The sequence below is a fragment of the Azohydromonas lata genome, from assembly GCF_034427735.1.
In the GTDB taxonomy this organism is placed as follows: domain Bacteria; phylum Pseudomonadota; class Gammaproteobacteria; order Burkholderiales; family Burkholderiaceae_C; genus Azohydromonas; species Azohydromonas lata.
On the sequence record NZ_JAXOJX010000004.1, the window covers coordinates 145307 to 169331 of the forward strand.

Here is a 24025-nt window from a genome sequence, read left to right on the forward strand (position 1 = left end):
CTTTCAGGCCAGGGGGCTGCCTACGGGGGCAGCATGGTTTGGAGGTGTGCGGTCGGCGATGTGCCCGGCACAGGGCGCCCACCACGGCGTGCAGTCTGCTCAGCCCTTGGCCAAAGCAAATCTCTCCATTGGCAGAGGCCGGCGTCATCCATGCAGCCCGGCTGCCGCGGCCCGCGCCGCATCGCCCCCCTCACCTGCACGAGCCAGGGCGTGCACCTATACCAAGGCTCAATAGGCAGCGGTCGGGCCGTCCCCTACCGTCGCGGCTTGTCAGTACGCGCCATCGGAAGGGATTGCGATGCACACGGTTGCCCCGTCCAGCCCGGAAACCACCGTCACCGTGACGGTCATCCACAAGGAAGCCCTGCTGCGCCAGGGCCTTCAAGCCACCTTGCTCGCCGACGGCCGCTTCAGCGTGCAGGTCCACGCGCAGGCGCAGGCGCCGGGGGCAGCGGCTGCCCCGGGCGGCGTGGTCGTGGCCGATTACGACTCGGCCATGGACCTGGCGCACCACGGCCTGCAGGCGCAGCGCCTCTTCGTCGTCACGCAGCGGGAGAGCGAGTCCGACGTGCAGCGGGCGCTGCTGCGCGGCGTGCTGGGTTACGTGCTCAACGGCTGCAGGCTGGAGGACATCGTGGACGGCGTGCTGGCCGTGCACCGCGGCCAGCGCTACCTGGACCAGGCCGTGGCACGGCGCATCGCCGACAGCCTGGTGCAGCAGGCGCTCACCAGCCGCGAGGCCGAGGTGCTGGGCTTCATGGCCGCGGGCTGGAGCAACAAGATGGTGGCCAACCAGCTCGGCCTGTCCATAGGCACGGTCAAGACCCACGTGAAGTCCATCCTGGGCAAGCTGGACGCCAGCTCGCGCACCCAGGCGGCCATGGTCGCGCAGCACCGCGGCCTGGTCACGGCCGAGGTAGCCGCCTCGCTGGCCTACCCGGGTTTCGCCGGCGCCCGGCGCGCACGCGGCGGCACGGCGGAGCTGGCGAATTGAGAGCGGCCAGGGCGCTAACTTCCCAACTCCCTTATCGCCCGTTCCACGAAGGCCGCCATCTCTTCCTGCGCCGGCAATTCCACTTGGTAGCGCGACACGAACAGGCTGTCGCTCATGCCCGCCAGCAGCGCGGTTTCCAGGTCGGCCTCGCGCAGGACTTCGGCGGGCTTCAGCCCCAGGAATTCGAAGACGTAAGGATCGCGGATGACCTGTGCCGGCGTGAGCACTTGCGCATCGGCCTGCGTGAGCTGGGAAAGCGTGGCCTTGTCAGTGGACAGGCCGCTGCGCTCCCAATAAAGGCTGGCCATCTGGCGCTTGAGCTCGCGCAAAGACCACTGGCCTCGCACAGCCTCGACTTCGTAAAAACGACGCTGCTCCAGGTTTGTAAGCTCGCTCAGCAACGCCAGGTGCGAATAGCTGAGGCGAGTGAAAAGTTGTTCTTCCAGCGTCGAGGGCACTGACGCACTGGCAGCCATGCGGGCCATAAGGGGAACCTGTGCCAAGAGTGCGGCGAATTGTGGCGACAGCGTTGCCACAATCTGTGGGTAACTCTGGAAGAACGTCCGATACCGGTAGAGGTTACGCCGGTCACAACCCGGGACTTCGAAGGCCTTAAGACGTTCTGCCAGGCGGTCAACCAGCCGGTCGCCATACACGGCCCTGTCGCTGCCCGCCAGCTCGTACTCGGCGATGTGGTGGCCAATGAGCCAATTGCGCAGCGTGAGGCTGAGATTGACGGCCCGCGTCGCCTGCGCAGCCAACTCGCGGTGTGTGTCGGCAATGGCCTGTGCCAGCGCGTCGAAATTCAGGGAGCCCGCAGCGGCTGGCAATTCAGGCATGGCGCAGTCCTTTCACGTATCTAGCCGGATTTCAAGTCATCCAGCCGCAATTCAAAACTGAACGCCGCGCCGCGCGGCGTGGATGGCGCCAGGGCCAGGCGGCTTTCGTGCGCTTCCAGGATGCCTCGGCAGATGGCCAGCCCCATGCCCATGCCGTGGGCCTTGGTCGTGAAGAAGGGCTCCAGCAGCCGCCGCGTGTCGCCCGCGGGCAGGCCCACGCCCGTGTCCGACACCGTCACCGTGGCCGTGCCTTCGGCCTGCGCCGGCGCCACGCTCAGGATCAGCCAGCGCTCGCCCGCGGGCACCTCCGCCATGGCGTCCATGGCGTTGGTGACCAGGTTGTGCAGCACCTGGCGTATTTGCACGCGGTCGGCATGCACCCTGGCGCCCGGCACCACGCCTTCGAGGTTGAGCTTCACGCCGCGCTCGCGCAGGGCCTCGCGCGAGAGCTCGGCCACCTCGCGCACCAGCGCCGAGAGGTCGAAGCACGCGAAGCTGGGGCCGCTGCGCCGCGACAGCGCCCGCAGGCTGCGTATGGTCTCGGCGGCGCGGTGGCCGTCGGCGCGGATGCTTTGCAGCACCTCGCGCGTTTCCGCCAGGTCCGGCGGATCGCGCCGCAGCCAGTTCAGCCCCGCGCCGGCATTGGCCACGATGGCCGCCAGGGGCTGGTTGATCTCGTGCGCGATGGCCGCGGCCAGCTCGCTCATGCGCGTGAGCTGCGCCACGCGCGCCACCTCGGCCTCGGCCGCGCGCAAGGCCCGCTCGCTCTCGCGCAGCCGCTGCTCGGCCGCGTGCTTGTACAGCGCCATCTCCACCGTGGTGCGCAGTTGCGAGTCCTCGAAGGGCTTGAGCAGGTAGCCGTAGGGCTCGGTCTCGCCGGCGCGGCGCAGGGTCTCGTCGTCCGCGTAGGCGGTGAGGAAGATCACCGGGATCTCGCACTGCGCGCGCAGGCGCCGCGCGGCCTCCACGCCGTCCACGCGGCCGCCCAAGCGGATGTCCATCAGCACCAGCTCCGCGCGCGCCTGCGCGGCCAGTGCCACGGCCTGCTCGCCGTCGGCGGTGGCGGCCACCACCGCGTGACCCATGCGCTGGAGTTGCTGGCGGATGTCGCGGGCCACGACCCGGTCGTCCTCGACGATCATGATGTTGGCGCGTTTCATCGCTCGTGAGCCTTGGGTTCCTGGAAGACGAAGATGATGCGAAAGCGGGCGCCGGGGGCGTTGTCCACGTGCAGCCGGCCGTGGAGCTGCTGGGTCAGGTCGCCCACGAGCTGCAGGCCCAGCGTCTGAGCCTGCTCCACGTCGATGTCGGCCGGCAAGCCCGTGCCGTCGTCGGCCACGCTGATCTCGCACCGGCCATCCTCGCCCGCACGCAGCGCCACGTCTATCGTGCCGCCGCGCCCGCCGGGAAAGGCGTGCTTGAGGGCGTTGGACACGAGCTCGTTGACGATGAGGCCGCAGCACACGGCGCGGTCCAGGTCCAGCAGCACGTCGTCCACCGCCACCCGCGTGGCGATGCGCCGCGCGTCCATACCGTAGGCCCGCACCAGTTGCGCACACAGGTTTTGCAGATGGCCCGGCATGGGGATGCGGGCGAAGTTGCCGGCGCGGTAGAGGTTTTCGTGCACCAGCGCCATGGAGCGCACGCGGTTGCGGCTTTCCAGCAGCAGCTCGGCCACCACCGGGTCGTTGGAGCGGCCGGCCTGCAGGCTCAGCAGGCTGCTGATGAGCTGCAGGTTGTTCTTGACGCGGTGGTGCACCTCCTTGAGCAGCGACTCCTTCTCCTCCAGCGCGGCGTTTTCCAGCGACATCGCCGCGGTGGAGGCCAGCAGCTTGAGCACCGCCACGCGCGCGGGCGTGAACACGTGGGCGGCCTGGCGGTTCTCCAGGTAGAGGATGGCGATGAGCTCGCCGCGCCGCAGCAGCGGCAGGCACAGCAGCGCATGGCAGTGGCCGGCGGCGATGTAGGGGTCCAGCGCGAAATGGCCGGACGCCCGCGCGTCGTCCAGCAGCACGGTGGCGCGGGTGCGCATGGCGTAGTGCAGCACGGCCAGCGGCAGTTGCTCCGGCCGCACGGCCACGGAGCGCAGCGTGACGGCCGCCGGTCCGTCGCCCGTGTCCCGCGCCTGGGCCTCGGCCTCCACGCGCAGCTGCTCGCCGCGGGGCAGGACGAGCAGGATGCGGTCCGCCCCCGCGTGCTCCAGCGCGATGGCCATGAGCGTGCGCATCAGCGGCTCCAGGCCCACTTCGCCGCTGAGCGCCTGCGAGGCCTTGAGCACCGCGGCCAGGTCCGTCGATTCAGCCGCGCGACGCGTGCCGTCCGCGGGCGGGTGGCCCGCGGGCGCATCGCGCCGCAGCGCCGGGTACTGCGCCTCCAGCTGCCGCACCTTGGCGTCCGCCCCCCAGCGGGCGTAGTGGTCGCGCGCCTCGGCCAGCAGGGGCAGCGCCGAGGACTCCAGCCCCAGCCCCAGGTGGCAGCGCGCGGCCAGCTCCAGCGTGGCGGCCTGGTTCTGCGGCACGTTGCCCTCGCGCGAGGAGCGCAGCGCGCGCTCGTAGCCCTGCAGCGCCTGCAGCGTGCGGCCGTCGACGCGGTCCACCTCGGCCTCCAGCAGCTCCACGCGGAACTGGAAGGTGCGCGGACATTCGCGTGCCCACACGCGCAGCTGCGCCAGGTGCCCGTCCAGCGCGCGGCGCAACTGTTCCCGCCGCGCGGCTGCCGCACCGTCGCACGCGGCCGCGCGCGCCAGCGCGCCGATGAGGTGGTACTGCACCATCTCGAAGTGGCCCGCCGACGTCCACAGCAGCGGCTCGGCGCGCTCGGCCGCGGCCACGGCCTCCTCGTAGCGGCCGGCAAAGAAGCGCGCCTGCAGCTTGCGTATCCAGTACCAGCAGGTGGCGATGTCGAGGTTGCGGTTGGGCACCAGGCGGGCCTCGAAGGCGGCCTCGCTGAACATCGCGTCGTCCAGGCAGCCGAATACCGGCGTCTCGCCGCGCAGCGTGGCCAGCAGTTGCAACTGCACGGTGATGATGTCGGCCACCAGGCCGAACTTGACGCCCCTGACGTAGCGCAGCCGCTCGCGCGCCTCGCGCTGCACGTGGGCCAGGTGCTCGCCAAAGGAGATCAGCGTGGTGACCAGCGTGCAGGAGCTGAAGCCGGCATAGGTCACGTCGCCGCTTTCGCGCGCCACGTCGAAGGCGCGGCGCAGCAGCGGCAGGCTCTCGCCCAGCGGGCGGGCCCAGGGCATGACGTGGTAGGCAAAGCACATGTACACGCGCGCCCTGTAGCGCGTGAGCGGGGTGCGCTCCACCAGCTCGTAGCCCAGCTGGCCGAAGGCGAAGGCCGCCGGGTAGTCGCCAAAGCGCGGGCCCACGACCATGCCCAGGTAGGCGTAGGCCAGCGCCGAGGCGTCGCCGTTGCCGGACTCATGGCTCAGGTTGGCCATGCGGCACAACAGCAGGCACACCAGGTTCTCGTCGCTGAAGAAGGCCGGCGGCAGCGCCGCGGCCAGCACGTCCAGCACGGCCCGCTGCCGCGGGTCCTCCAGCAGGGGCAGCGCCAGCAGCGCGGCGATGCCCTCGCGCGAGCCCAGGCGCCCAAGCAGCAGCTCGTATTCGCGGCGCACCTCGGCGTCGGACGGGTGCGCAGCGATGCTCATGCCCGCCGACTGCAGGAAGGCCACGCAGGTCCGTATGGCCAGGTCGCTGCGGTCCATGGCGGTGTGCAGCGTGATCTGCAGCCAGCTCACGGCGCCCAAGTCCACCACGCCGTGCGCCAGGGCCTGCAGCGCCTGCAGCCGCTGCGCGGCCGCCTCCATGTGGCCCACCATGAATTCGCACTCGGCCCGCGCCAGGGCCACCGGGAAGGCCAGCGCATAGCAATTCTCCCAGCGGTCGGCGGGCAGCAGCACATCGGCATCGCCCAGGTAGCGCAGCGCGGCGGTGTAGGCCGTGTCGGCTTGGGCACGCCGGCCCGCGTCCAGGAAGAGTTGGGCGGCGCGCAGGCGACCGGCCTCGTCGGCGATGAGCGCCAGGCCGTGGGAGAGCTGGCTGACGACCTCGAAGAGGTGCGCGCGCAAGGCGTCCGCGTCCAGCGCCGCGCACAGCCGCCAGCCGATGTCGAGGTGGCGCTGCGGCCGCTGTGCCTCGGGGATGAGCGCGTAGGCGGCCTCCTGTATGCGGTCGTGGCAGAAGCGGCAGCCGCCGGGCGTGAGCTCCACCAGGCCGGAGCGCTGCGCCACGCTCAGATGCAGGGCGACGGCCTCGTCGTCCAGCGCGGCGGCCCGCGCCAGCGTGTCCAGCCGCACGCTGGAGCCGAAGCAGCTCAGCACTTCCAGCAGGCCGCGCACGGCCGCCGGCAAGCGCTGCAGCTTGCCGTTCATCAGCCCGGCCACGTCGTCCCGGTGTCCGTGCGCCTGGAGCCGGGCCATGTCCCAGCGCCAGCGCCCGCTGCGCTCGTCCAGGCGCAACAGGCCCTGCTCGGCCAGGGCGGACAGCAACTGCAGCGTGAAGAAGGGGTTGCCGTGCGTGCGGGCGTGCACCAGCGCGGCCAGCGGCCCGGCCTGGTCGCGCTCCACCTGCAGGCTGTCGGCCACGAGCTGCGCGACGTCGGCCGCGCCCAATCCGTCCAGGGCGATGTCGGTGACGCGCACGCCCGCGGCCCGCACCTGCGCCAGCACGGCGGGCCAGGGGTGTGCGGCATCGACCTCGTTGGCGCGGCAGGCGCCGACCACCAGGAGCTGGCGCGTTTCCTCGTGGGTGAGCACGTGCAGCAGCAATTGCAGCGTGCCGGCGTCGGCCCACTGCAGGTCGTCCATGAACAGCACCAGCGGCTGGCGGTCGGAGGCGAAGGCCGAGAGCAGGCCGCGCACCGCGGACTGGAAGCGCACCGCGGCCTCGGCGGGCGGCGGCGGGGCCGAGGGCGGCGGCGGCGCGCCGGTAAGCAGCGCCAGCTCCGGCGCCACGCCCAGCAGCAGCGGGGCGTGCGTGCCCAGCGCCGCGCGCAGCCGCGCCTGCCAGTGGCGCAGCGTGGCCTCGTCGCCGCCCAGCACGCCGCTGACGAGGTCGCCAAAGGCCTGTGCCAGGCAGGCATACGGGATGTCGCGCCCGTGCTGCTCGAACTTGCCCGCGGCGAAGTGGCCCTGGCGCGCCGCGACATGGCGGCGCAGCTCCTGGGCGATGGACGACTTGCCCACGCCCGCCGGGCCGCTCACCACGACCAGCTCGCAACCGCCATGGGCGGCGACGCGGGCGTGAGCCTCCATCAAGGCCTGCACCGGCCGCGCGCGCCCGTACAACTGGCCCGGAGCGAGCAGCCGCTCGGCCGCGCCGCGCTGGTTGAGCGCGAAACGCTGGATGGCCCCCATGGCCGACCAGTCGCGCGCGCAACGGCGCAGGTCCGCCACCAGGCTGGCCGCAGACTGGTAGCGCTGCGCCGGCACCCCGGCCAGCAGCTTGTGGACGATGTCCATGAGCTGCCGGGGCGCGCCGCGCAGGTGCCGGCCCTCGGCCAGCGACGCCGCGTGGCCGCTGGGCCGGCGGCCCGTCAGCAGCTCGTGCAGCACCACGCCCAGGGCGTACAGGTCACCGCGCACGTCCGCGCCGCGCCCGCTGCCGCCCGCCTGCTCGGGCGGCAAGTAGGCCAGGTCGGCGTCGCGTTGCACGGCGGCGACGGCGCCCTGTGCATCGCGGCCCAGGCGCGAGGCGTGGCCGAAACCGGTGAGCCACGCGCCCTGCCCCTCGGCCACGAGGATGTTGGACGGCCGCAGGTCCCCGTGCACCAGGCCCGCGGCATGCAACTGCTGCAGCGCCAGCGCGACGTCCAGCGCCAGCCGCAGCGCGCGGTCCGTGTCCATCGCGCCGCCCGGCAGTTGGGCCAGCACCGTGCCGCCGGGGTCGTGCCTCAGCAGCACGGTGGTGGCGCCGTCCTGGAACAAGCCCAGCGGGCGGGCCGCGCAGGGCAGGTCCAGCCACGGCTGCAAGGCCAGCTCGTGGCGCATGCGGCGCAGCAGCTCCGGCGACTCCCCCGCGGCCAGCAGCGCCAGGCAGCCGGGCGCCGGGCCCTCGCCGCGCACCCGGAACAAGGCGGCCACGTCGTCGGCATGCAGGCGCTGCAGTTGCAGCGGTGGCCGCAGGTTCAAGGCGGCCACGGCGGGCGCCAGGCGCGCGGGCGCATCCGACCCGTGGCCAGCGGCGCCGTCCTCCCTGGACGGCAGGGCGCCCGTCGAAACCATGCTCATGGGCGGCCAGGCTCCAGGGCGCGGTGCACCGCGTGCAGCAGGGCGCTCTCGCTGAACGGCTTGCCCAGCAGATCCACGGCGCCGGCGGCCAGGGCGCGGCGGCGCGCGGGCTCGTCGGCATGGGCGGAAATGAAGACCACGGGCACTCCGGGATGCGAGCGGCGCAGCGACTGCTGCAGCTCGAACCCGTCCATGCCCGGCATGCGCAGGTCCGCGATCAGGCAGCGGCACTGTGCCGCCAGGCCGGCGTGCAGGAACTCCTGCGCGCCGGCCCAGGCGTGGCTGTCGAAGCCCGCGGAGCGCAGCAGCGTGCACAGGGCCCGGCGCACGGAGCCGTCATCGTCCACGACGCACACCAGCGGCCTCGCCTTGTCCTGCTGGCCCCCGTCGACCTCGCCCCGCCCGCTTGCATCCATGGCGCAGCATAGGAGGCGACCACGGCGGCGCCATTACACCTTCGTATAGTCGTTGTCGCCGCCGTCGTTCGCGGCGCCGGCCCGCACGCCCAGGCGCTCGCCGGCGCGCACCAGGTCGGCCACCGTGCGCAGCTGCAGCTTCTCCATGAGGTGGCGACGGTGGACCTTCACCGTGATCTCGCTCACGCCCAGCTCCGCCGCCGCCACCTTGTTGAGCCGCCCGGCCACGACCAGGGCAAACACCTGCCGCTCCCGGGGCGACAACAGCGCGTGGCGCTCGCGCAGCAGCTTCAAGTCCTGGCGCGCGGCCCAGCCCGCCACGTCGCGCTCCAGGGCGCGGCGCACGGCCTGCAGCAGCTCGTCGTCGGCAAACGGCTTGGTGAGGAATTCCACGGCGCCCGCGCGCATGGCGCGCACGGTCATCGGGATGGTGCCGTGGCCGGTGACGAAGATGATGGGGATGTCCTCGCCCAACGCCCTGAGCTGTGCCTGCACGTCCAGCCCGTCGGCGCCAGGCATGCGCACGTCCAGCACCAGGCAGCTTGGGCCGGGCAGCGGCCGCCGCTGCAGGAAATCCGCGGCGTCCGCATGCGCCTGCACGGCCAGTCCCTCGGACCGCAGCAGGGCCACGATGGCGGCGCGCACCGAGGCGTCGTCATCGATCACGTGGACGGTGGGAACGGGGGTCGGGCTCAGCATGCCAGCCATTAAAAAGCCTGGAGAAAGGTCGCTGCCTGGGAGCAGCCGGCATTTTCCCAGTTGCTGGAACACGGCAAGCGCAACGCGGGCACTGGCAGCACAGGGCTGCAATTGGCAGCAAAGAGCAACAAAAAAGCCTGGCCGCTTTCGCGGCCAGGCTTGCGTGCCTATACCGGCGCGTGCGTCAGGCAGCGACCTTCACGCTTTCCAGCGCGGCGTTGAAGGTGGCGCTTGGGCGCATCACGGCGCTGAGCTTCTGGGGATCGGGGTAGTAATAGCCGCCGATGTCCACCGGCTTGCCCTGCACCGCATTCAGCTCGGCGACGATGGCGGCCTCGTTGTCGGCCAGCGTCTTGGCCAGCGGGGCGAAGCGGGCGGCGAGCTCGGCGTCGTCCGTCTGCGCGGCCAGCTCCTGGGCCCAGTACATGGACAGGTAGAACTGGCTGCCGCGGTTGTCGAGCTGGCCGGTCTTGGGCGACGGGCCCTTGTTGTTGTCCAGCAGCTTGCCGGTGGCGGCGTCCAGCGTGCGGGCCAGGATCTTGGCCTGGTTGCTGCCGGTCTTGAGCCCCAAGTCTTCCAGGCTCACGGCCAGGGCCAGGAACTCGCCCAGCGAGTCCCAGCGCAGGTGGTTTTCCTCCACGAGCTGCTGCACGTGCTTCGGGGCCGAGCCGCCCGCGCCCGTTTCGTACATGCCGCCGCCGGCCATCAGCGGGACGATGGACAGCATCTTGGCGCTGGTGCCCAGCTCCATGATGGGGAACAGGTCCGTGAGGTAGTCGCGCAGGATGTTGCCGGTGACGGAGATGGTGTCCAGGCCGCGGATCACGCGCTCCAGCGAGTAACGCATGGCGCGCACCTGCGACATGATCTGGATGTCCAGGCCGGTGGTGTCGTGGTCCTTGAGGTAGGTCTGGACCTTCTTGATCAGCTCGGCCTCGTGCGGGCGGTACGGGTCCAGCCAGAACACGGTGGTCATGCCGGAGTTGCGCGCGCGGGTGACGGCGAGCTTGACCCAGTCGCGGATGGCCGCGTCCTTGACCTGGCACATGCGCCAGATGTCGCCGGCTTCCACGTTCTGCGACAGCAGCACCTCGCCGGTGGCGATGTCAACGATGTTGGCCACGCCGTCTTCGGCGATCTCGAAGGTCTTGTCGTGCGAGCCGTACTCTTCGGCCTGCTGCGCCATCAGGCCCACGTTGGGGATGGTGCCCATGGTGCGCGGGTCGAAGGCGCCGTTGGTCTTGCAGAAGTTGATGACTTCCTGGTAGATGCGAGCGAAGGTGGACTCGGGGATGACCGCCTTGGTGTCCTTGGGCTTGCCGTCGGCGCCCCACATCTTGCCGCCCAAGCGGATCATGGCGGGCATGGAGGCGTCCACGATCACGTCGTTGGGCGCGTGCAGGTTGGTGATGCCCTTGGCCGAGTCCACCATGGCCAGCTCGGGGCGGTGCTCGTGGCAGGCGTGCAGGTCGCGGATGATCTCCTCGCGCTTGGACGAGGGCAGCGTGGCGATCTTGTCGTACAGGTTCACCATGCCGTTGTTGACGTTCACGCCCAGCTCGTCGAAGAGCTTGCCGTGCTTGGCGAAGGCTTCCTTGTAGAAGATCTTCACGGCGTGGCCGAACACGATGGGGTGCGAGACCTTCATCATGGTCGCCTTGACGTGCAGCGACAGCATCACGCCGGTCTTGCGCGCGTCCTCGAACTGCTCTTCGTAGAAGGCGCACAGGGCCTTCTTGCTCATGAACATGCTGTCGATGATCTCGCCGTCGAGCAGCTTGACCAGCGGCTTGAGGACGATGGTCTCGCCGCTCTTGGTCACCAGCTCCATCTTCACGTCGCGGGCGCGGTCCAGGGTCAGGGACTTTTCGCCGTGGTAGAAGTCGCCGTGCTTCATGTGCGCGACGTGGGTGCGCGAAGCCATGCTCCACTCGCCCATGCTGTGCGGGTGCTTGCGGGCGTAGTTCTTGACGGCCAGCGGGGCGCGGCGGTCGGAGTTGCCCTCGCGCAGCACGGGGTTCACGGCGCTGCCCAGGCACTTGGCGTAGCGGGCGCGGATGGCCTTCTCGGCGTCGGTCTTGGGATCTTCGGGGAAGTTGGGAAGCTGGTAGCCCTTGGACTGCAGCTCCTTGATGGCCGCCACGAGCTGCGGCACCGAGGCGCTGATGTTGGGCAGCTTGATGATGTTGGCATCAGGCTCCAGCGTCATCTTGCCCAGCTCGGCCAGCGTGTTGGGCACCTTCTGCATGTCGCTGAGGTACTCGGGGAACTCGCCCAGGATGCGATTGGCCACCGAGATGTCGCTTTCGGCGATTTCAATGCCCGCCGGCGCGGCGAAGGTGCGGATGATGGGCAGGAACGAATACGTCGCCAGCAGCGGCGCTTCGTCGGTGAGCGTGTAGGTGATGCGGGGGTGCGCGGCGGACATGGCGTTGTTCTCTGTCTCGTCAGGGGGTGGGGGGGAAAACCAGATACTGTATTCAATCTTGGCGGCGTTCTTGCTGACACCGCCGTCCGGATCGAATCTCAAGGCCTGTTTTCCCGCCACCTGGCCTGAAAAGACCGGTTGCGCCGCCACCCGGTGTCAGCCTGGCGAAAGCCTGGGGCCGCCCCGGGGCCCACCCGGGCCCTCCCCGGCAGCGCCGATGACGCGTGGGGGAGCGGCCCTTACTTGGCCGCGGCGAGCATGTGATCCAGCGCGGCGGCCACTTCCTCGTCGGTGAGCTTGGGGTTGCCGCCCTTGGCCGGCATCACGCCCTTGCCCTTGAGCGCGTGCTGCAGCAGCGTGTCGCGGCCCTGGGCCAGGCGCGGCTCCCAGGCGGCCTTGTCGCCGAACTTGGGCGAGTTGGCCAGGCCGGGGTTGTGGCACATGGCGCAGGTCTGGTTGTAGATGGCCGTGCCGTCGGCGGCGCGCGCCGGGGCGGCAGCCAGGGTTGCAGCCACGCCCATCAGGGCCAGGAGGGCAGCTTGGGTGCTCAGGGACATGGGAAGTCTCCGTTGTTCGTCGTCAGCCAGGAAATTTCCGCTTCCTTCGCAAGGCCTGTACCGGCTTGATGGAACACGTCGCACGGCCTCCCAGGCCGGTTGCGACTAGGGTGAACCCGCAGAGGGCGCCCAAAGCGCTCCACAAGGCGTCGCGTGGCGCCTGTGCCAAGCGCTCCACGACGCCACACCGCCCGGATCAACGCGCCCAAGCCGGCCTGCGGACTGGCCCGGCCCCGGGCACCGACCCCGCGCGCCTTCAGGCGCGGGCCTGCCCCGCCTGCGCGGGTTGCGGCAGGCCGCCGTGCAGCAGCGCCAGCAGATCGCGGCTGCGCTGGCGCAGCACGTCCGAGCGCGCCAGGAGGCCACGCGCGGCACATTCGCTGGCGTAGGCGCCGTCGCGGCGCATGCGCGGCACGTCCACCCAGCAGCCCAGATCCGCCATCAGCCACTTGAAGCAGACCAGGTCCACGAGCATGTCGTCCCGGGACAAGGCGGCTGCCGCGGTGGCGGCATCCAGGGCGTAGGCGGTGGTGTTCATGCAGGAAATCTAGAAGCCGGCCGCCGCGCCGTCCCCTGCGAAACGGCACCCCGGCGCAGTGAACAAAGGCACTGATGGGCCGTGACTTTCGTCACTTCTTTGCGCTTGGTTGCGTCGCGTCACCATCTCGCGCCGGCGCGCGCTGCAACTCCTGGTGCTTCTAGTCGATATACCGATGGACAAGGGCCCAGGAGTCGCCAATATCCGCGCGCAACGATGTTCCGCAGTTTTCGTGCCCTTGATCCCAGACGCAGCCTTGCCACCGCGGTGGCCTGGTTCGCGGTAGTCCTCTCGCTCACCATCGCGCTGGCGCTGGTGGCCGTGGGCGACTACGCGGCCAACAGCATGTTGGCGCAGCGCGATGCCACGCTCAAGCGCTTTGCCGGCCGGGTGGCCGTGGACGTGGAGCGCGCCCTGGCCACGCGCGACCCCGCGGCGACCAGCATGCAGGCCCTGCCGCCCATGCAGCAGCTCGCCGACATTGCCGACGCCGCGCGCGAGGAGGTCAAGCCCGACCGGAGCGCGCGCATCCTGCTGCTGGATGCGCGGCTGGGGGTGCTGTTCATGCGGCCTGAGGGCCAGTGGCCGCTGGACGACCTGCCGCCCGTGCTGCCCGGCGTGGCGCTGCTGCCGGACGATGACGGGCAGCGCACCGTGGTCGTGACCGCGCCGCGCGATGCGGCCCCGGCCCTGGCCGCGCTGGGCGTGCACGTGGCCGCCGTGCAGCCGGCCGAGGAGCGCGGCCATGGCGGCGGTGGCGGCCTCAACGAGAAGCTCACCGCCATCTCCATCCTGCTGAGCATCACGGCCGCGCTCGTGGGCGCCATGTTCGCGCGCGGCCTCACGCGGCGCTTGGGCGCGCTCACGGCACAGGTGCTGCGCGTGGCGCGGCAGGAGGCCGAAGGCATCGTCGAGCCCAACGGCCGCGACGAGGTGGCCGTGCTGGGCCGCGCCTTCAGCCGGCTGCTGCAGGCCCAGCGCCGCGAGCACGAGGAGCTGGACCGCATGACGCAGGAGCTGGAGCAGCGCGTGCAGGCGCGCACGCGCGAAGTCGAGCGCCTGGCCGCCGACAGCCGCTACGCCGCCGTGGTGCGCGAGCGGCTGCGCCTGGCGCGCGACCTGCACGACACCCTGGCCCACTCCATGATGGAAATGCTGGTGGAAGTGCGCACGCTGCGCATGCTGCACGCGCACGACCCGCAAAAGCTCGGCGCCGAATTGGAGCGGGCCGAGGAAGTGGCGCGCCAGGGCATGAAGGAGGCGCGCGAGGCCGTGAGCCAGATGCGGCTCAACGCCGTGCGCGACCTCGGCCTGGGCGCGGCGCTGGCCGGCGCGGTCAACCGCTTTGCCGAGCGCACGGGGCTGGAGGTGAGCTTCCATGCCGACCCGCAGGCCGCCACCTTCGCCGACACGCGCGCGGAAACGCTGTTTCGCATCGCCGAGGAGGCCATGCGCAACGTGGACCGCCACGCGCAGGCCACGCACGTGGACGTGGCGCTCACGGACTTGGGCGACGGCACGGTGGAGCTGTCCATCGTGGACGACGGCCTGGGCTTCGACCTGGACGAGCCCCACCCGGGGCACTTCGGCCTCGTGGGCATCGGCGAGCAGGCGCAACTGGTGGACGCGGCGCTGGAGCTGCAAAGCGCCCCGGGCGCGGGCACGGCTGTGCGGGTGCGGCTGCGCGTGGGCCCGGAAATGCGGCCGCAGAACGGCAACGGCAATGGAAGCGGCAATGGCAACGGCAACGGCGCCCTGGGCCATCCCGTCCACATCCCTTGATTTGACAGGAATGAACTGCATGCAATCCGTCGCGGACGACGACGAGCTCGACCAGCGCCGCGCCCGCGTGGCCACGCCTTGGCGAGGCACGCAAGCCCCGGCCGCCGCTGCCGCACCGGCCAGCGCACCAGTCACCCAAGGTGCCCAAGGGCAGGCCGACGCGTGGCTGGAGGACTTTGCCGACGACGCGCCGCCCGGACCGCGTTTCCGCTGGGGCCAGCTCGCCATGGCCATGGTCTGCATGGCCACCATCGCCAACCTGCAGTACGGCTGGACCCTGTTCGTCGATCCGTTTGCCGACCGCTTCGACTGGAGCCACGCGGCCATACAGGTTGCGTTTGCAATCTTCGTGCTCACGCAGACCTGGTTCGTCCCCGTGGAGGGCTACCTGGTGGACCGCTTCGGCCCGCGCCCCGTGGTGCTGGGCGGCGGGCTGCTGTGCGCCATCGGCTGGGTGATGAACGCCTTCGTGGACTCGCTGCCGCTGCTCTACGCGGCCTCGGCCATCAGCGGCACGGGCGCGGGCGCGGTGTACGGCTCCTGCCTGGGCAGCACCTTGAAATGGTTCCCCGAGCGGCGCGGGCTGGCGGTTGGGCTGGTGGTGGCGAGCTTCGGCGCGGGCTCGGCGCTGACGGTGGTGCCCATCTCCATGGTGCTGGAGTCGCGCGGCTACGAAGCGGCCTTCCTGTACTTCGGCCTGGGCCAGGGCCTGCTGGTGATGCTGCTGGCGCTGGGCCTGGAGGACCCCAACAAACTGCTCAAGCACGTGGAGACGCCCGCGCCGCCGCCGCACCTGCGCCAGTCGCAGCGCGACTACACGCCGGCCCAAACGCTGCGCCAGCCGGTGTTCTGGGTGATGTACGCCATCTTCGTGCTGGTGGCCGCGGGCGGGTTGATGGCCACGGCGCAGCTCGCGCTCATCGCGCGCGACTTCAAGATCCACGACGTGGACCTGGTGCTGGCCGGGCTGGCGCTGCCCGTGCTCACCTCGGCGCTGGCGCTGGACCGCGTGCTCAACGGCCTGTCGCGCCTGGTCTTCGGCTGGGTGTCGGACCGGCTTGGGCGCGAGCAGAGCATGGTGCTGGCCTTCAGCCTGGAGGCCGTGGCCATCCTGGCGCTGTACGAGCTGGGCGCCAGCCCGCTGGGTTTCATCCTGCTCAGCGGCGCCCTCTTCTTCGCCTGGGGCGAGATCTACAGCCTGTTCCCTTCCGTGTGCGCCGACACCTTCGGCTCGCGCTTCGCGGCGGCCAATGCGGGGCTGCTCTACACGGCCAAGGGCGTGGCCTCGCTGGCGGTGCCGCTGTCGAGCACGCTGGTGCTGGCCACGCACGACTGGCACGCGGTGTTCCTGATCGCCTGCGCCATGAACGTGCTGGCGGCGCTGCTGGCGTGGTTCGTGTTGCGGCCCATGCGGCACAGGCTGCTGGATGGGCATTGAAACGCAACAGGCCCGGCAAGCGGGCCTGTTGGGCAAAGCGGCAAGGCGCTGGCGCCGGTGTTAATCCACCCGTCGCTGCCGCAGCGCGATCACGGCCAGCTCGGTGCGGCTGCCCGCGTGCAGCTTTTCCATGATGCGGCTGACGTAGTTCTTCACCGTGCCCTCGGCCAGGAACAGCATGGTGGCGATCTGCTTGTTGCTCTTGCCCTCGGCGATGAGCTGCAGGACCTTGCTTTCCTTGTCGGAGAGCTCGGCCTGCGGCTCCTCGTCCGGGTCGTGGCGGTGGGACGACGGCGGCGGCGCGGTCTCGGCCAGGCGGCGGAACTGGTCCAGCACCTTGCGGGCGATCTGCGGCGTGAGGTGCGACTCGCCCCGGTGCACGCGGCGCACGGTGTCCAGCACCTCCTGCTCGGTGGCGTCCTTGAGCAGGTAGGCCATGGCGCCGGCGCGCACGGCGTCGAACACGGACTGTTCGGACTCCAGCGTCGTGAGCACCAGCACGCGCGTGTGGGGCAGCGAGGCCGTGATCTCGCGCGTGGCGCCCACGCCGCCCTTGCGCGGCATGTGCAGGTCCATCAGCACCACGTCCGGGCGCAGCTTGCGGGCCTGCTCCACCGCTTCCAGCCCGTCGCCGGCCTCGCCGACGACTTCCATGTCGGCCTGCATGGACAGCATCAGCGCCAGTCCCCGGCGCACCAGGGACTGGTCATCGACGATCAGCAGGCGTATGCGCTGCTGGGCGGTGGCACGTTCGGCGTTCATGAAGCCCAATATACGGCCCGCCGTTTCCGCTGCAGGCCAGGGCGGGGACGGTGATGCACACGTCATGGCAATCCTTCCCGCCTCCTCAGGCCACCTGCGCGGCCGGGCGGTGGCGCCGCGTCACGCGGCAGAAGGTTTCGGCCGAGAGGTTGAGGTAGGACGCCAGGTCCTTGTGCGGCAGCCGCTCCACCAGCTCGCGATGCTTGCAGGAGAACTGCTGCACGCGGCTGGGCGCATCGAGCAGCAGCAGCCCGACGGCGTGCTCCACGATGGCCGCGCCTATGAGCACCATGCGGTGCTGGAAGGCGCGCTGCACGCAGGCGTGGCGCTCCAGCACCTCGCACCAGTCGCTCATGCTCAGGGACACCACCAGCCCGGCGCTGGCACCCACGATGGAAAAGCCCGAGGCGCCGCCCTGCTGCCAGGCCTCGTAGCAGCTCTCCATGTCGCGCTCGCCGGCAAAGCGCAGCGTCATCTCGCGCCCGTTGGCGCTGGTGACCACGCGCTTGAGCAGCCCGTCGAGCACCAGGAACTGGCTGAGCTCGCGGCTGCCCTGCTCCAGCAGCCGCTCGCCGCGGTGGACTTCGTGCACGGTCATGATGCCCAGCAGCGCGGCGTGCGCCGCGTCGTCCAGGCCGGCCAGTAGCGGATGCAACTTCAGCTGCAGGCTGATGGAGTTGCGCAGCGGGTGGTTGAGCAGTGAGCACTTCATGCGATGCACTGTAGGCAGCCGCCGCGCGGCGCCACGCTGCGAAACGTCACGGCGGCCCCGTGCCTTCCCGCACCACATGGCCGTGACGAAAGTCACGCGCGGACCTGGGGAAAACGGCAATGGGCTCGCGGAGCGGGCCCCGTGCGATAGCCCAGGCGGCTTCGCGGCCGCCTGCCCCGCGGGCGCGCCGCGCGTCAGGCCCGCACGCCGCCCAGCGCCATCGTCACCACCAGCCCCACCACCGCGCAAGCCGCCAGCAGCGGCATCACGCCCACCTTGAAGCGGAACAGCGCCACGGCGGCGGCCACGGCGATGAGGGCCGACACGGCGTCGAAACGCCCCGAGAACCCTTGCGGCCACAGCACGTGGTAGGCGAAGAACAGCGCCAGGTTGAGGATCACGCCCACCACTGCCGCCGTGATGGCCGACAGCGGCGCCGTGAAGCCCAGCTTGCCGTGCGTGGCCTCCACCACCGGCCCGCCGGCCAGGATGAAGACGAAGGACGGCAGGAAGGTGAAGAAGGTCACCACCGTCGCCGCCAGCGCACCGCCCAGGAGCAGCGCGTCCGGCCCAAGCACCTGGCGCAGCCAGCCGCCCACGAAACCCACGAAGGCCACGACCATGATCAGCGGCCCCGGCGTGGTCTCGCCCAGCGCCAGGCCATCGATCATCTGCGGCCCGCTGAGCCACTGGTAATGCTCCACCGCGCCCTGGTAGACGTAGGGCAGCACGGCGTATGCGCCGCCAAAGGTCAGCAAGGCGGCCTTGGTGAAGAACCAGCCCATCTGCGTGAGCGTGCCCTGCACGCCCTGCGCGGCCACCAGCCCCGCCATGGCCAGCGCCCACAGGCCCAGGCCCACGGCCAGGATGCGCATGAGCTGCCGGCGGGAGAAGCGCGCATGGGCCGGCGTGGGCGTGTCGTCGTCGATCAGCGCCGGGCCATAGCCGGCCTTGGCGCTGCCGTGCCCGCCGCCCAGCGCGAACACCTTGGGCCAGCGCCTGGCGCCGAAGTGGCCGATCAGCCCGGCGGCCAGGACGATGGCGGGAAACGGCGTGTCCAGCGCGAAGATGGCCAGGAAGGCCGCCGCGGCGATGGCCCACATCCAGCCGTTCTTCAGCGCCCGCGTGCCCACGCGGTGCGCCGCGTGCAGCACCAGCGCCGTGACGGCGGGCTTGATGCCGTAGAACAGCCCCGCCACCACCGGCACGTTGCCAAAGCGCAGGTAGATCCAGCTCAGCGCGATGAGGATGAACAGCGAGGGCAACACGAACAGCGCCCCCGCGACGATGCCGCCCGCCGTGCGGTGCATCAGCCAGCCGATGTAGGTCGCGAGCTGCTGCGCCTCCGGCCCCGGCAGCAACATGCAGTAGTTGAGCGCGTGCAGGAAGCGGTTCTCGCTGATCCAGCGCCGCCGCTCCACCAGCTCGGTATGCATGATGGCGATCTGCCCGGCCGGGCCGCCGAAGCTGATGAAGCCCAGCTTGAGCCAGAAGCGAAAGGCCTCGGCGAACGACACGGCCGCCGGCGGTTGGGCCGCCTGGGCCTGGCCGGCCGGCGCCGCGGGGCTTGCCGGGGTGGGGGATGTGGTGGTGCTCATGCCTGCTCTCCGAGTGGGCGCGGGTGCCGCGGCATGTGTCTGCCCACCGCCGCAGAGGCCCGTGCCGTGTTCATTTCTCCCTGGCCGCCGCGCGCGCGAAGTGCGCGTACAGCGAGTCCAGCACCGTGCCCATCTCGGCCAGCAGGGCGTCGTCATCGTCCAGCCGCTCGCGGGCGCCGGCCAGCACGGCTTCGAAGCCGGCGGCCTCGGCCGCCGCATCGCCGCCCACGTCGAGCTGGTGCACCAGCACGGCCAGCCGCCGCAGGGCCGCGTCGCTCTCCAGGCCGAAGCCCGCCAGCAGCGTCTCGAAAGTTACGCGCTCGCCCACGTGGGTGAAGGCGGCGCCGTCGAAATCGAAGCCCAGCGCGTGCGGCGGGCAGTCCGAGGGCTGCGCCAGCCACAGGAAGCGGGCATCGGGGTCGATGAAGCGGCGTATCAGCCAGGCGCTGGCCACCCGGTCCACCCACAGCCGCCGCCGCGTGGCCCAGGTGCGGCCGCGGTAGGCGCCGGGGTCCAGCCGCGGGATGGCACCCGCGCGCTCGTGCGGCTCGTCGGCCTGCAGCGCGCGGCGCAGGCGCCGTTCCACCTCCGCCCAAGCCGCGCGGGCGTCGGCGGCGGCGTCGCCGGGGAAGAAGTCGATCGCGCACACCGCCTCGTATTCGCGGGCCAGGCGGCGGTGCAGCCGCGCGAGCTCCTGGCTGGAGAGGCCGGCCAGGGTGGGCACGGCGTCCATCCAGCTCTTGCGCAGCCCGGCGTAGGCCTCGCCGCGGTCGAAAAGCTGGCGCCATGCCCCTTCCTCGCCAGGCCGGCGCGGCTGCACGGCCATGAGCCAAGCCGTACCGCCTGCGCGCGTGCACTCCTGGGCCAGCTCCTGCAAGGCCGCCTCGCGCTCGCCGCCCGCGGGCATGAGGTAGGCCCCGTCACGCAGCGCCTCGCAGCCCAGGCCTTTGACAGCGCGCCAGATGCGCATGCGCGCCGTGGCATTAGCCGTGGGCAAGGACACGACCAACAGCAGCCACTCCTGTGTAGCGACTTCGACATGCATGTCGCGGATACTACATGGACACCGTGCCTGCCAGAAGCTGCAAATAAGGCCGCCCAGCGGCCTGCGTGCTCCGGCACCGCCCGCGGCGCGGGCGGCGATGCCGGTAATCCACCACGCCGGCCCAACGGCCTCATGCCTCGGCCCGCTTGCGGGGGCGCAGTCCCGGGGACAATCCGGCCCCTTTCGCCTGTGGCCGCTCAAAGACGGCCCGCCTCCATGACTTTTTCCGAACTGGGCCTGTCTTCGGCCCTGGCCCGCGCCGCGCAGGAGCGCGGCTGGCACGCCCCCACGCCCATACAGGCCGCCGCCCTGCCGGCCATCCTCCAGGGCCGCGACGTGCAGGCCCATGCCCCCACCGGGGCGGGCAAGACGGCGGCCTTCGCGCTGCCGCTGCTGCAGCGCCTGGCGCAGGCGCCCGCGGCGCCGGGTCCGCGTGCGGCGCGGGCGCTGGTGCTGGCGCCCACGCGGGAGCTGGCCGAGCAGGTCGGCACGGTGCTGCAGGACTTCGCCCGCGCGCTGCAGGCACCGCTGCGCGTGGCGGTGCTGTTCGGCGGCGTCTCCATCAACCCGCAGCTCATGGGCCTGCGCGGCGGCGCGGACATCGTGGTGGCCACGCCGGGCCGGCTGCTGGACGTGGTGGAGCACAACGCGCTGAAGCTGTCGGCCGTGCAGGCCCTGGTGCTGGACGAGGCTGACCGGCTGCTGGACCTGGGCTTTGCCGACGAGCTCGCCCGCGTGCTGGCCCTGCTGCCGCCGCGGCGGCAGAACCTGTGCTTCAGCGCGACCTTTCCCCCCGCCGTGCAGGCGCTGCTTGGGCGGCTGCTGCACGAGCCGCTGCACATCGCGCCCGCGCTCGAGGCGCAAAGCCGGCCGGACATCGAGCAGCGTGCCATCGAAGTGGACGCGGCGCGGCGCACGCCGCTGCTGCGCCACCTCATCGCCCAACACGGCTGGCCGCAGTTGCTGGTGTTCGTGGCCACGCAGTACGCCACTGAGCACGTAGCCGACAAGCTGCGCCGCGCCGGCATCGCCGCGACGGCGCTGCACGGGCAGATGAGCCAGGGCGCGCGCCGCGCGGCGCTGGCCGATTTCCAGTCCAGCGCCCTGCAGGTGCTGGTGGCCACCGACCTGGCCGCGCGCGGCCTGGACATCGTGGGCCTGCCGGCGGTGCTGAACTACGACCTGCCGCGCGCGGCCGCCGACTACACGCACCGCATAGGCCGCACGGGCCGCGCGGGCGCGGCCGGCGTGGCGCTGAGCTTCGTCACGCCGGAGGCCGAGGCCCATTTCAGGCTGATAGAGAAACGCCAGCAGCAGCGCGTACCGCGTGAGCGGGTGGCCGGCTTCGAGCCGGCCGCGCAGGCCTCGGCGCTCCCCGCGGCGGCAGCGGCCGACGGCGGCGGCATCAAGGGCCGGCGCAAGAGCAAGAAGGACAAGGCCCGCGAAGCCGCGGCCGGCCAGGGCACCCTGCGATAAACCGCTGGCGTTGTGGGCAGCCGGGTACAGCCCACCCGCGGCCGGCCTGCCCGGCGGCTACCCTGTGGCCTGCGGCGGCCGTGAAGCGAAGTTGGGCGGCACGCCGCTTGATCCCACCACGGCAGCGCCGGCATGGGTGCCGGCCAAGCCCATCCACATGGAGCCCGCAAGGATGATGACGGATTACGCACGGGACGATCTGGTGAGCGCGGAGGCCCATCAGGCGGCCATAGCCGCTATGCCGCTGCAGTTGCTGAACTACGCGGCCGAGTTGCCGCCACCGACGGCCGCCGCCCTGGTGGACGAAGCGCGCCGGCAGTTGAGCCGGCTCAGCTCCCAGCCCTGGCGCGACTGCGAAGCCCATGCCCTCATGGGCCAAGCCTTGCGGGAAGCCGCCAAAACCTTGGGCGTGGAGCCCTTCGGCCTGGAGCTGCGCCAGGCGCAGCCGCCGGCCATGCCGGCGCTGGGCGTGGACCAGCGCAGCAAGCCCCGCACCATCCAGCTCAACGACGCGCGCTGGGAAAAGCTGCAGGCGCTGGGCCCGCAGTGGCTGGAGCGCATGCTGGACAACACGCACCTCGGCCGCTGAAGGCGCGGCTGGCGCGGCTGGCGCGCGGCCGGCACTAGGCGGGCTGGCCGCCGCCGCGGCGCCGTTGCCAACGCTGACAACTTAGTGCTTCACCATCCAATTGGATGGTTCTAGGATGGCTCCATGCCGTCCAGACCTGCCCTCGCCCAAACGCCCGTCAAGTCCACCGACGAGAAGATCACCATCAATCTCGGCGTCGTGGACCTCGGCCAGATCGACCTGCTGGTGCAGGAAGGCTTCTATGCCAACCGCACGGACCTGATACGCACGGCCATACGCAACCAGCTTGCGGTCCATGCCGAGGCGGTGAAGCAGGTGGTGGCCCGCAAGACGCTGGTGCTGGGCATACAGCACTTCAGCGCGGACGACCTGCGCGCCGTGCAGGCCAGCGGCCAGCGGCTGCAGATACGCGTGCTGGGCCTGGCCAGCATCGGCCTGGACGTCAGCCCCGAACTCGCACTGGACACCATCGACTCCATCGTGGTGCTCGGTGCGCTGCAGGCCAGCGCCGCCGTCAAGGCCGCGCTGGCGCCCCGCATGCGCTGAAGGCGCACCACTCCCCAAGGATTGCCATGAATGCCGATTTCCAGCGCACGATGCTGGCCGCCACGCGCCTCACGCGCGCCGGTGACTTGCAGGCCGCCACGGCGCTGATCCAAGCAGCGCTGCACGGGCAGCCGAGTGCCCATCCCCCGACCTTCACGCCCGCGCCAAGCACACCGTTCACGACGCCTTTCACGGCGCCCCTGGGCACGCACCGGCCGCAGGCGGACGTGATCGACATCCCGGCCCGCGTGGTGAGCGACCCGGCGCCGGCGTCGCCCTCACCCGGCGCGGCGCCCGAAGCGCCTGTGCGCACGGCGGCCCCTGCGGCCGCCTCGAGTGCCGACCCCCTGGCCGAACCCGGGGTCGGGCCGCGGGCGGGGCGCAGGGCCGCGCGGCGGGTGCTGGCGGCGCTCAAGTCCCTGGCGCCCTCGCTGGACGGGCTGGCGGACCCCCTGCAGGCGCCCGCGCCGCACACCCTGCCCGACGCCGAGCCCTACGGCCCCGGCGAGGGCCGCTTCGTGCACGGCAGCCACACGGAGGCGGGCGGCACGCGCGCCTTCAAGCTCTTTGTCCCCCCCGAGCGGCACGGCAGCGGCTTGCCGCTGGTGGTGATGCTGCACGGCTGCACGCAGCATCCGGACGATTTCGCTGCCGGCACCGGCATGAACGAAGCGGCGCGTGAGCAGGGCTTTTTCGTGCTCTACCCGGCGCAGTCGGCGCAGATGAACCCGCAGCGCTGCTGGAACTGGTTCAAGCACAGCCACCAGGCGCGCGGCCGTGGCGAGGCCGCGCTGCTGGCGGGCATGGTGCAGGCGGTGGTCAGCCGGCACGGCCTGGACCCCGAGCGCGTGTACGTGGCCGGGCTGTCGGCCGGCGGCGCGATGGCCGCCGTGTTGGGCGCGGCCTACCCCGACGTGTTTGCCGCGGTGGGCGTGCATTCCGGGTTGCCCGTGGGCGTGGCCCGCGACCTGCCCGGGGCGCTGGCCGCGATGCAGGGCCAGGGCCAGCCGGCCGCCGCGGGCGAGGCCGCGGCACCGCCCACCATCGTGTTCCATGGCGACAGTGACGCCATCGTCCACCCCGTCAACGGCGAGCAGGCCGTGGCCGCCTGCGCCATCACCACCCGCGCCGCCGAGGTGGAGCACGGCAGCAGCCGCGGCGGGCGCCGCTACACGCGGCGCACCTGGCGCAATGCCGCCGGCCACCCCATGGCCGAGCACTGGAGCGTGCACGGCGCTGGCCATGCCTGGGCGGGCGGGCGCCGCGAAGGCTCCTACACCGACGCGCAGGGGCCGGACGCCACCGCGGCGATGCTGCGCTTCTTCCTCGCGCACAGGCTGCAGCGGCGCGGCTGAGGCCGCGGCTTACGGC

19 protein-coding genes are annotated in these 24025 nt (G+C 71.5%); 7 read left to right on the forward strand and 12 right to left on the reverse strand.

The window, feature by feature from the left end:
• Positions 1-298: 298 nt before the first annotated feature.
• Positions 299-994 (forward strand): helix-turn-helix transcriptional regulator, encoded by a 696-nt coding sequence (locus SM757_RS04990; RefSeq protein ID WP_322464604.1) that lies wholly within the window; start codon positions 299-301, stop codon positions 992-994.
• Positions 995-1008: 14 nt separating this feature from the next.
• On the opposite strand, the gene SM757_RS04995 is transcribed toward SM757_RS04990, so the two are convergent.
• The 8 genes from SM757_RS04995 to SM757_RS05030 form a co-directional block, all read right to left on the reverse strand.
• On the reverse strand, positions 1009-1833 hold the full coding sequence (locus SM757_RS04995; protein WP_322464605.1) for a DUF1016 N-terminal domain-containing protein: 825 nt from the start codon (positions 1831-1833) through the stop codon (positions 1009-1011).
• Positions 1834-1853: 20 nt separating this feature from the next.
• Complete coding sequence (locus tag SM757_RS05000; protein ID WP_322464606.1) at positions 1854-2993, reverse strand: sensor histidine kinase; 1140 nt, start codon at positions 2991-2993, stop codon at positions 1854-1856.
• Complete coding sequence (locus SM757_RS05005; RefSeq protein WP_322464607.1) at positions 2990-8068, reverse strand: AAA family ATPase; 5079 nt, start codon at positions 8066-8068, stop codon at positions 2990-2992. Before SM757_RS05005 ends, SM757_RS05000 begins: the two co-directional genes overlap by 4 nt.
• The gene (locus SM757_RS05010; RefSeq protein WP_322464608.1) at positions 8065-8484 is read right to left on the reverse strand and encodes a response regulator transcription factor; all 420 of its coding nucleotides are present in this window, start codon (positions 8482-8484) and stop codon (positions 8065-8067) included. The genes SM757_RS05005 and SM757_RS05010 overlap by 4 nt, the downstream gene beginning before the upstream one ends.
• A 33-nt stretch (positions 8485-8517) precedes the next feature.
• Positions 8518-9183: a response regulator transcription factor gene (locus SM757_RS05015; protein WP_322464609.1), complete on the reverse strand. Its 666-nt coding sequence runs from the start codon at positions 9181-9183 to the stop codon at positions 8518-8520.
• Positions 9184-9367: 184 nt separating this feature from the next.
• Positions 9368-11611, reverse strand: coding sequence for an NADP-dependent isocitrate dehydrogenase (locus SM757_RS05020; RefSeq protein ID WP_322464610.1), 2244 nt, complete (start codon positions 11609-11611; stop codon positions 9368-9370).
• Positions 11612-11850: 239 nt separating this feature from the next.
• Complete coding sequence (locus SM757_RS05025) at positions 11851-12168, reverse strand: c-type cytochrome (protein ID WP_322464611.1); 318 nt, start codon at positions 12166-12168, stop codon at positions 11851-11853.
• A gap of 256 nt (positions 12169-12424) precedes the next feature.
• Positions 12425-12706 carry a hypothetical protein gene (locus tag SM757_RS05030; protein WP_322464612.1) on the reverse strand — a complete coding sequence of 94 codons (282 nt, stop codon included), beginning with the start codon at positions 12704-12706 and terminating at the stop codon, positions 12425-12427.
• Positions 12707-12973: 267 nt separating this feature from the next.
• Here SM757_RS05030 and SM757_RS05035 point away from each other — a divergent pair, with 267 nt between their 5' ends.
• Together SM757_RS05035 and oxlT are read left to right on the forward strand one after the other, a co-directional pair.
• Positions 12974-14488 carry a sensor histidine kinase gene (locus SM757_RS05035; RefSeq protein ID WP_322464613.1) on the forward strand — a complete coding sequence of 505 codons (1515 nt, stop codon included), beginning with the start codon at positions 12974-12976 and terminating at the stop codon, positions 14486-14488.
• Between the two features lie 19 nt (positions 14489-14507).
• The gene (gene oxlT / locus SM757_RS05040) at positions 14508-15926 is read left to right on the forward strand and encodes an oxalate/formate MFS antiporter (protein ID WP_322464614.1); all 1419 of its coding nucleotides are present in this window, start codon (positions 14508-14510) and stop codon (positions 15924-15926) included.
• A gap of 60 nt (positions 15927-15986) precedes the next feature.
• Here the strand turns inward: oxlT and SM757_RS05045 are convergent, their stop codons facing one another.
• The 4 genes from SM757_RS05045 to SM757_RS05060 all read right to left on the reverse strand — a co-directional run bounded on the left by SM757_RS05045 (position 15987) and on the right by SM757_RS05060 (position 20043).
• Positions 15987-16688 (reverse strand): response regulator transcription factor, encoded by a 702-nt coding sequence (locus tag SM757_RS05045; RefSeq protein ID WP_322464615.1) that lies wholly within the window; start codon positions 16686-16688, stop codon positions 15987-15989.
• Between the two features lie 85 nt (positions 16689-16773).
• Positions 16774-17400 carry a Crp/Fnr family transcriptional regulator gene (locus SM757_RS05050; RefSeq protein WP_322464616.1) on the reverse strand — a complete coding sequence of 209 codons (627 nt, stop codon included), beginning with the start codon at positions 17398-17400 and terminating at the stop codon, positions 16774-16776.
• A gap of 194 nt (positions 17401-17594) precedes the next feature.
• On the reverse strand, positions 17595-18998 hold the full coding sequence (gene chrA, locus SM757_RS05055) for a chromate efflux transporter (protein ID WP_322464617.1): 1404 nt from the start codon (positions 18996-18998) through the stop codon (positions 17595-17597).
• A 70-nt stretch (positions 18999-19068) separates the two neighbouring features.
• Positions 19069-20043, reverse strand: a complete 975-nt coding sequence (locus SM757_RS05060; protein WP_322464618.1) for a chromate resistance protein ChrB domain-containing protein — start codon at positions 20041-20043, stop codon at positions 19069-19071.
• 216 nt (positions 20044-20259) lie between these two features.
• Here SM757_RS05060 and SM757_RS05065 point away from each other — a divergent pair, with 216 nt between their 5' ends.
• From SM757_RS05065 to SM757_RS05080, 4 genes are all read left to right on the forward strand, one after another.
• Positions 20260-21519 (forward strand): DEAD/DEAH box helicase, encoded by a 1260-nt coding sequence (locus SM757_RS05065; RefSeq protein WP_322464619.1) that lies wholly within the window; start codon positions 20260-20262, stop codon positions 21517-21519.
• A gap of 172 nt (positions 21520-21691) precedes the next feature.
• Positions 21692-22108, forward strand: a complete 417-nt coding sequence (locus tag SM757_RS05070; protein ID WP_322464620.1) for a hypothetical protein — start codon at positions 21692-21694, stop codon at positions 22106-22108.
• 123 nt (positions 22109-22231) lie between these two features.
• Positions 22232-22654 (forward strand): CopG family transcriptional regulator, encoded by a 423-nt coding sequence (locus SM757_RS05075; protein WP_322464621.1) that lies wholly within the window; start codon positions 22232-22234, stop codon positions 22652-22654.
• Positions 22655-22680: 26 nt separating this feature from the next.
• Positions 22681-24009 (forward strand): extracellular catalytic domain type 1 short-chain-length polyhydroxyalkanoate depolymerase, encoded by a 1329-nt coding sequence (locus tag SM757_RS05080; protein ID WP_322464622.1) that lies wholly within the window; start codon positions 22681-22683, stop codon positions 24007-24009.
• Positions 24010-24025: the final 16 nt, after the last annotated feature.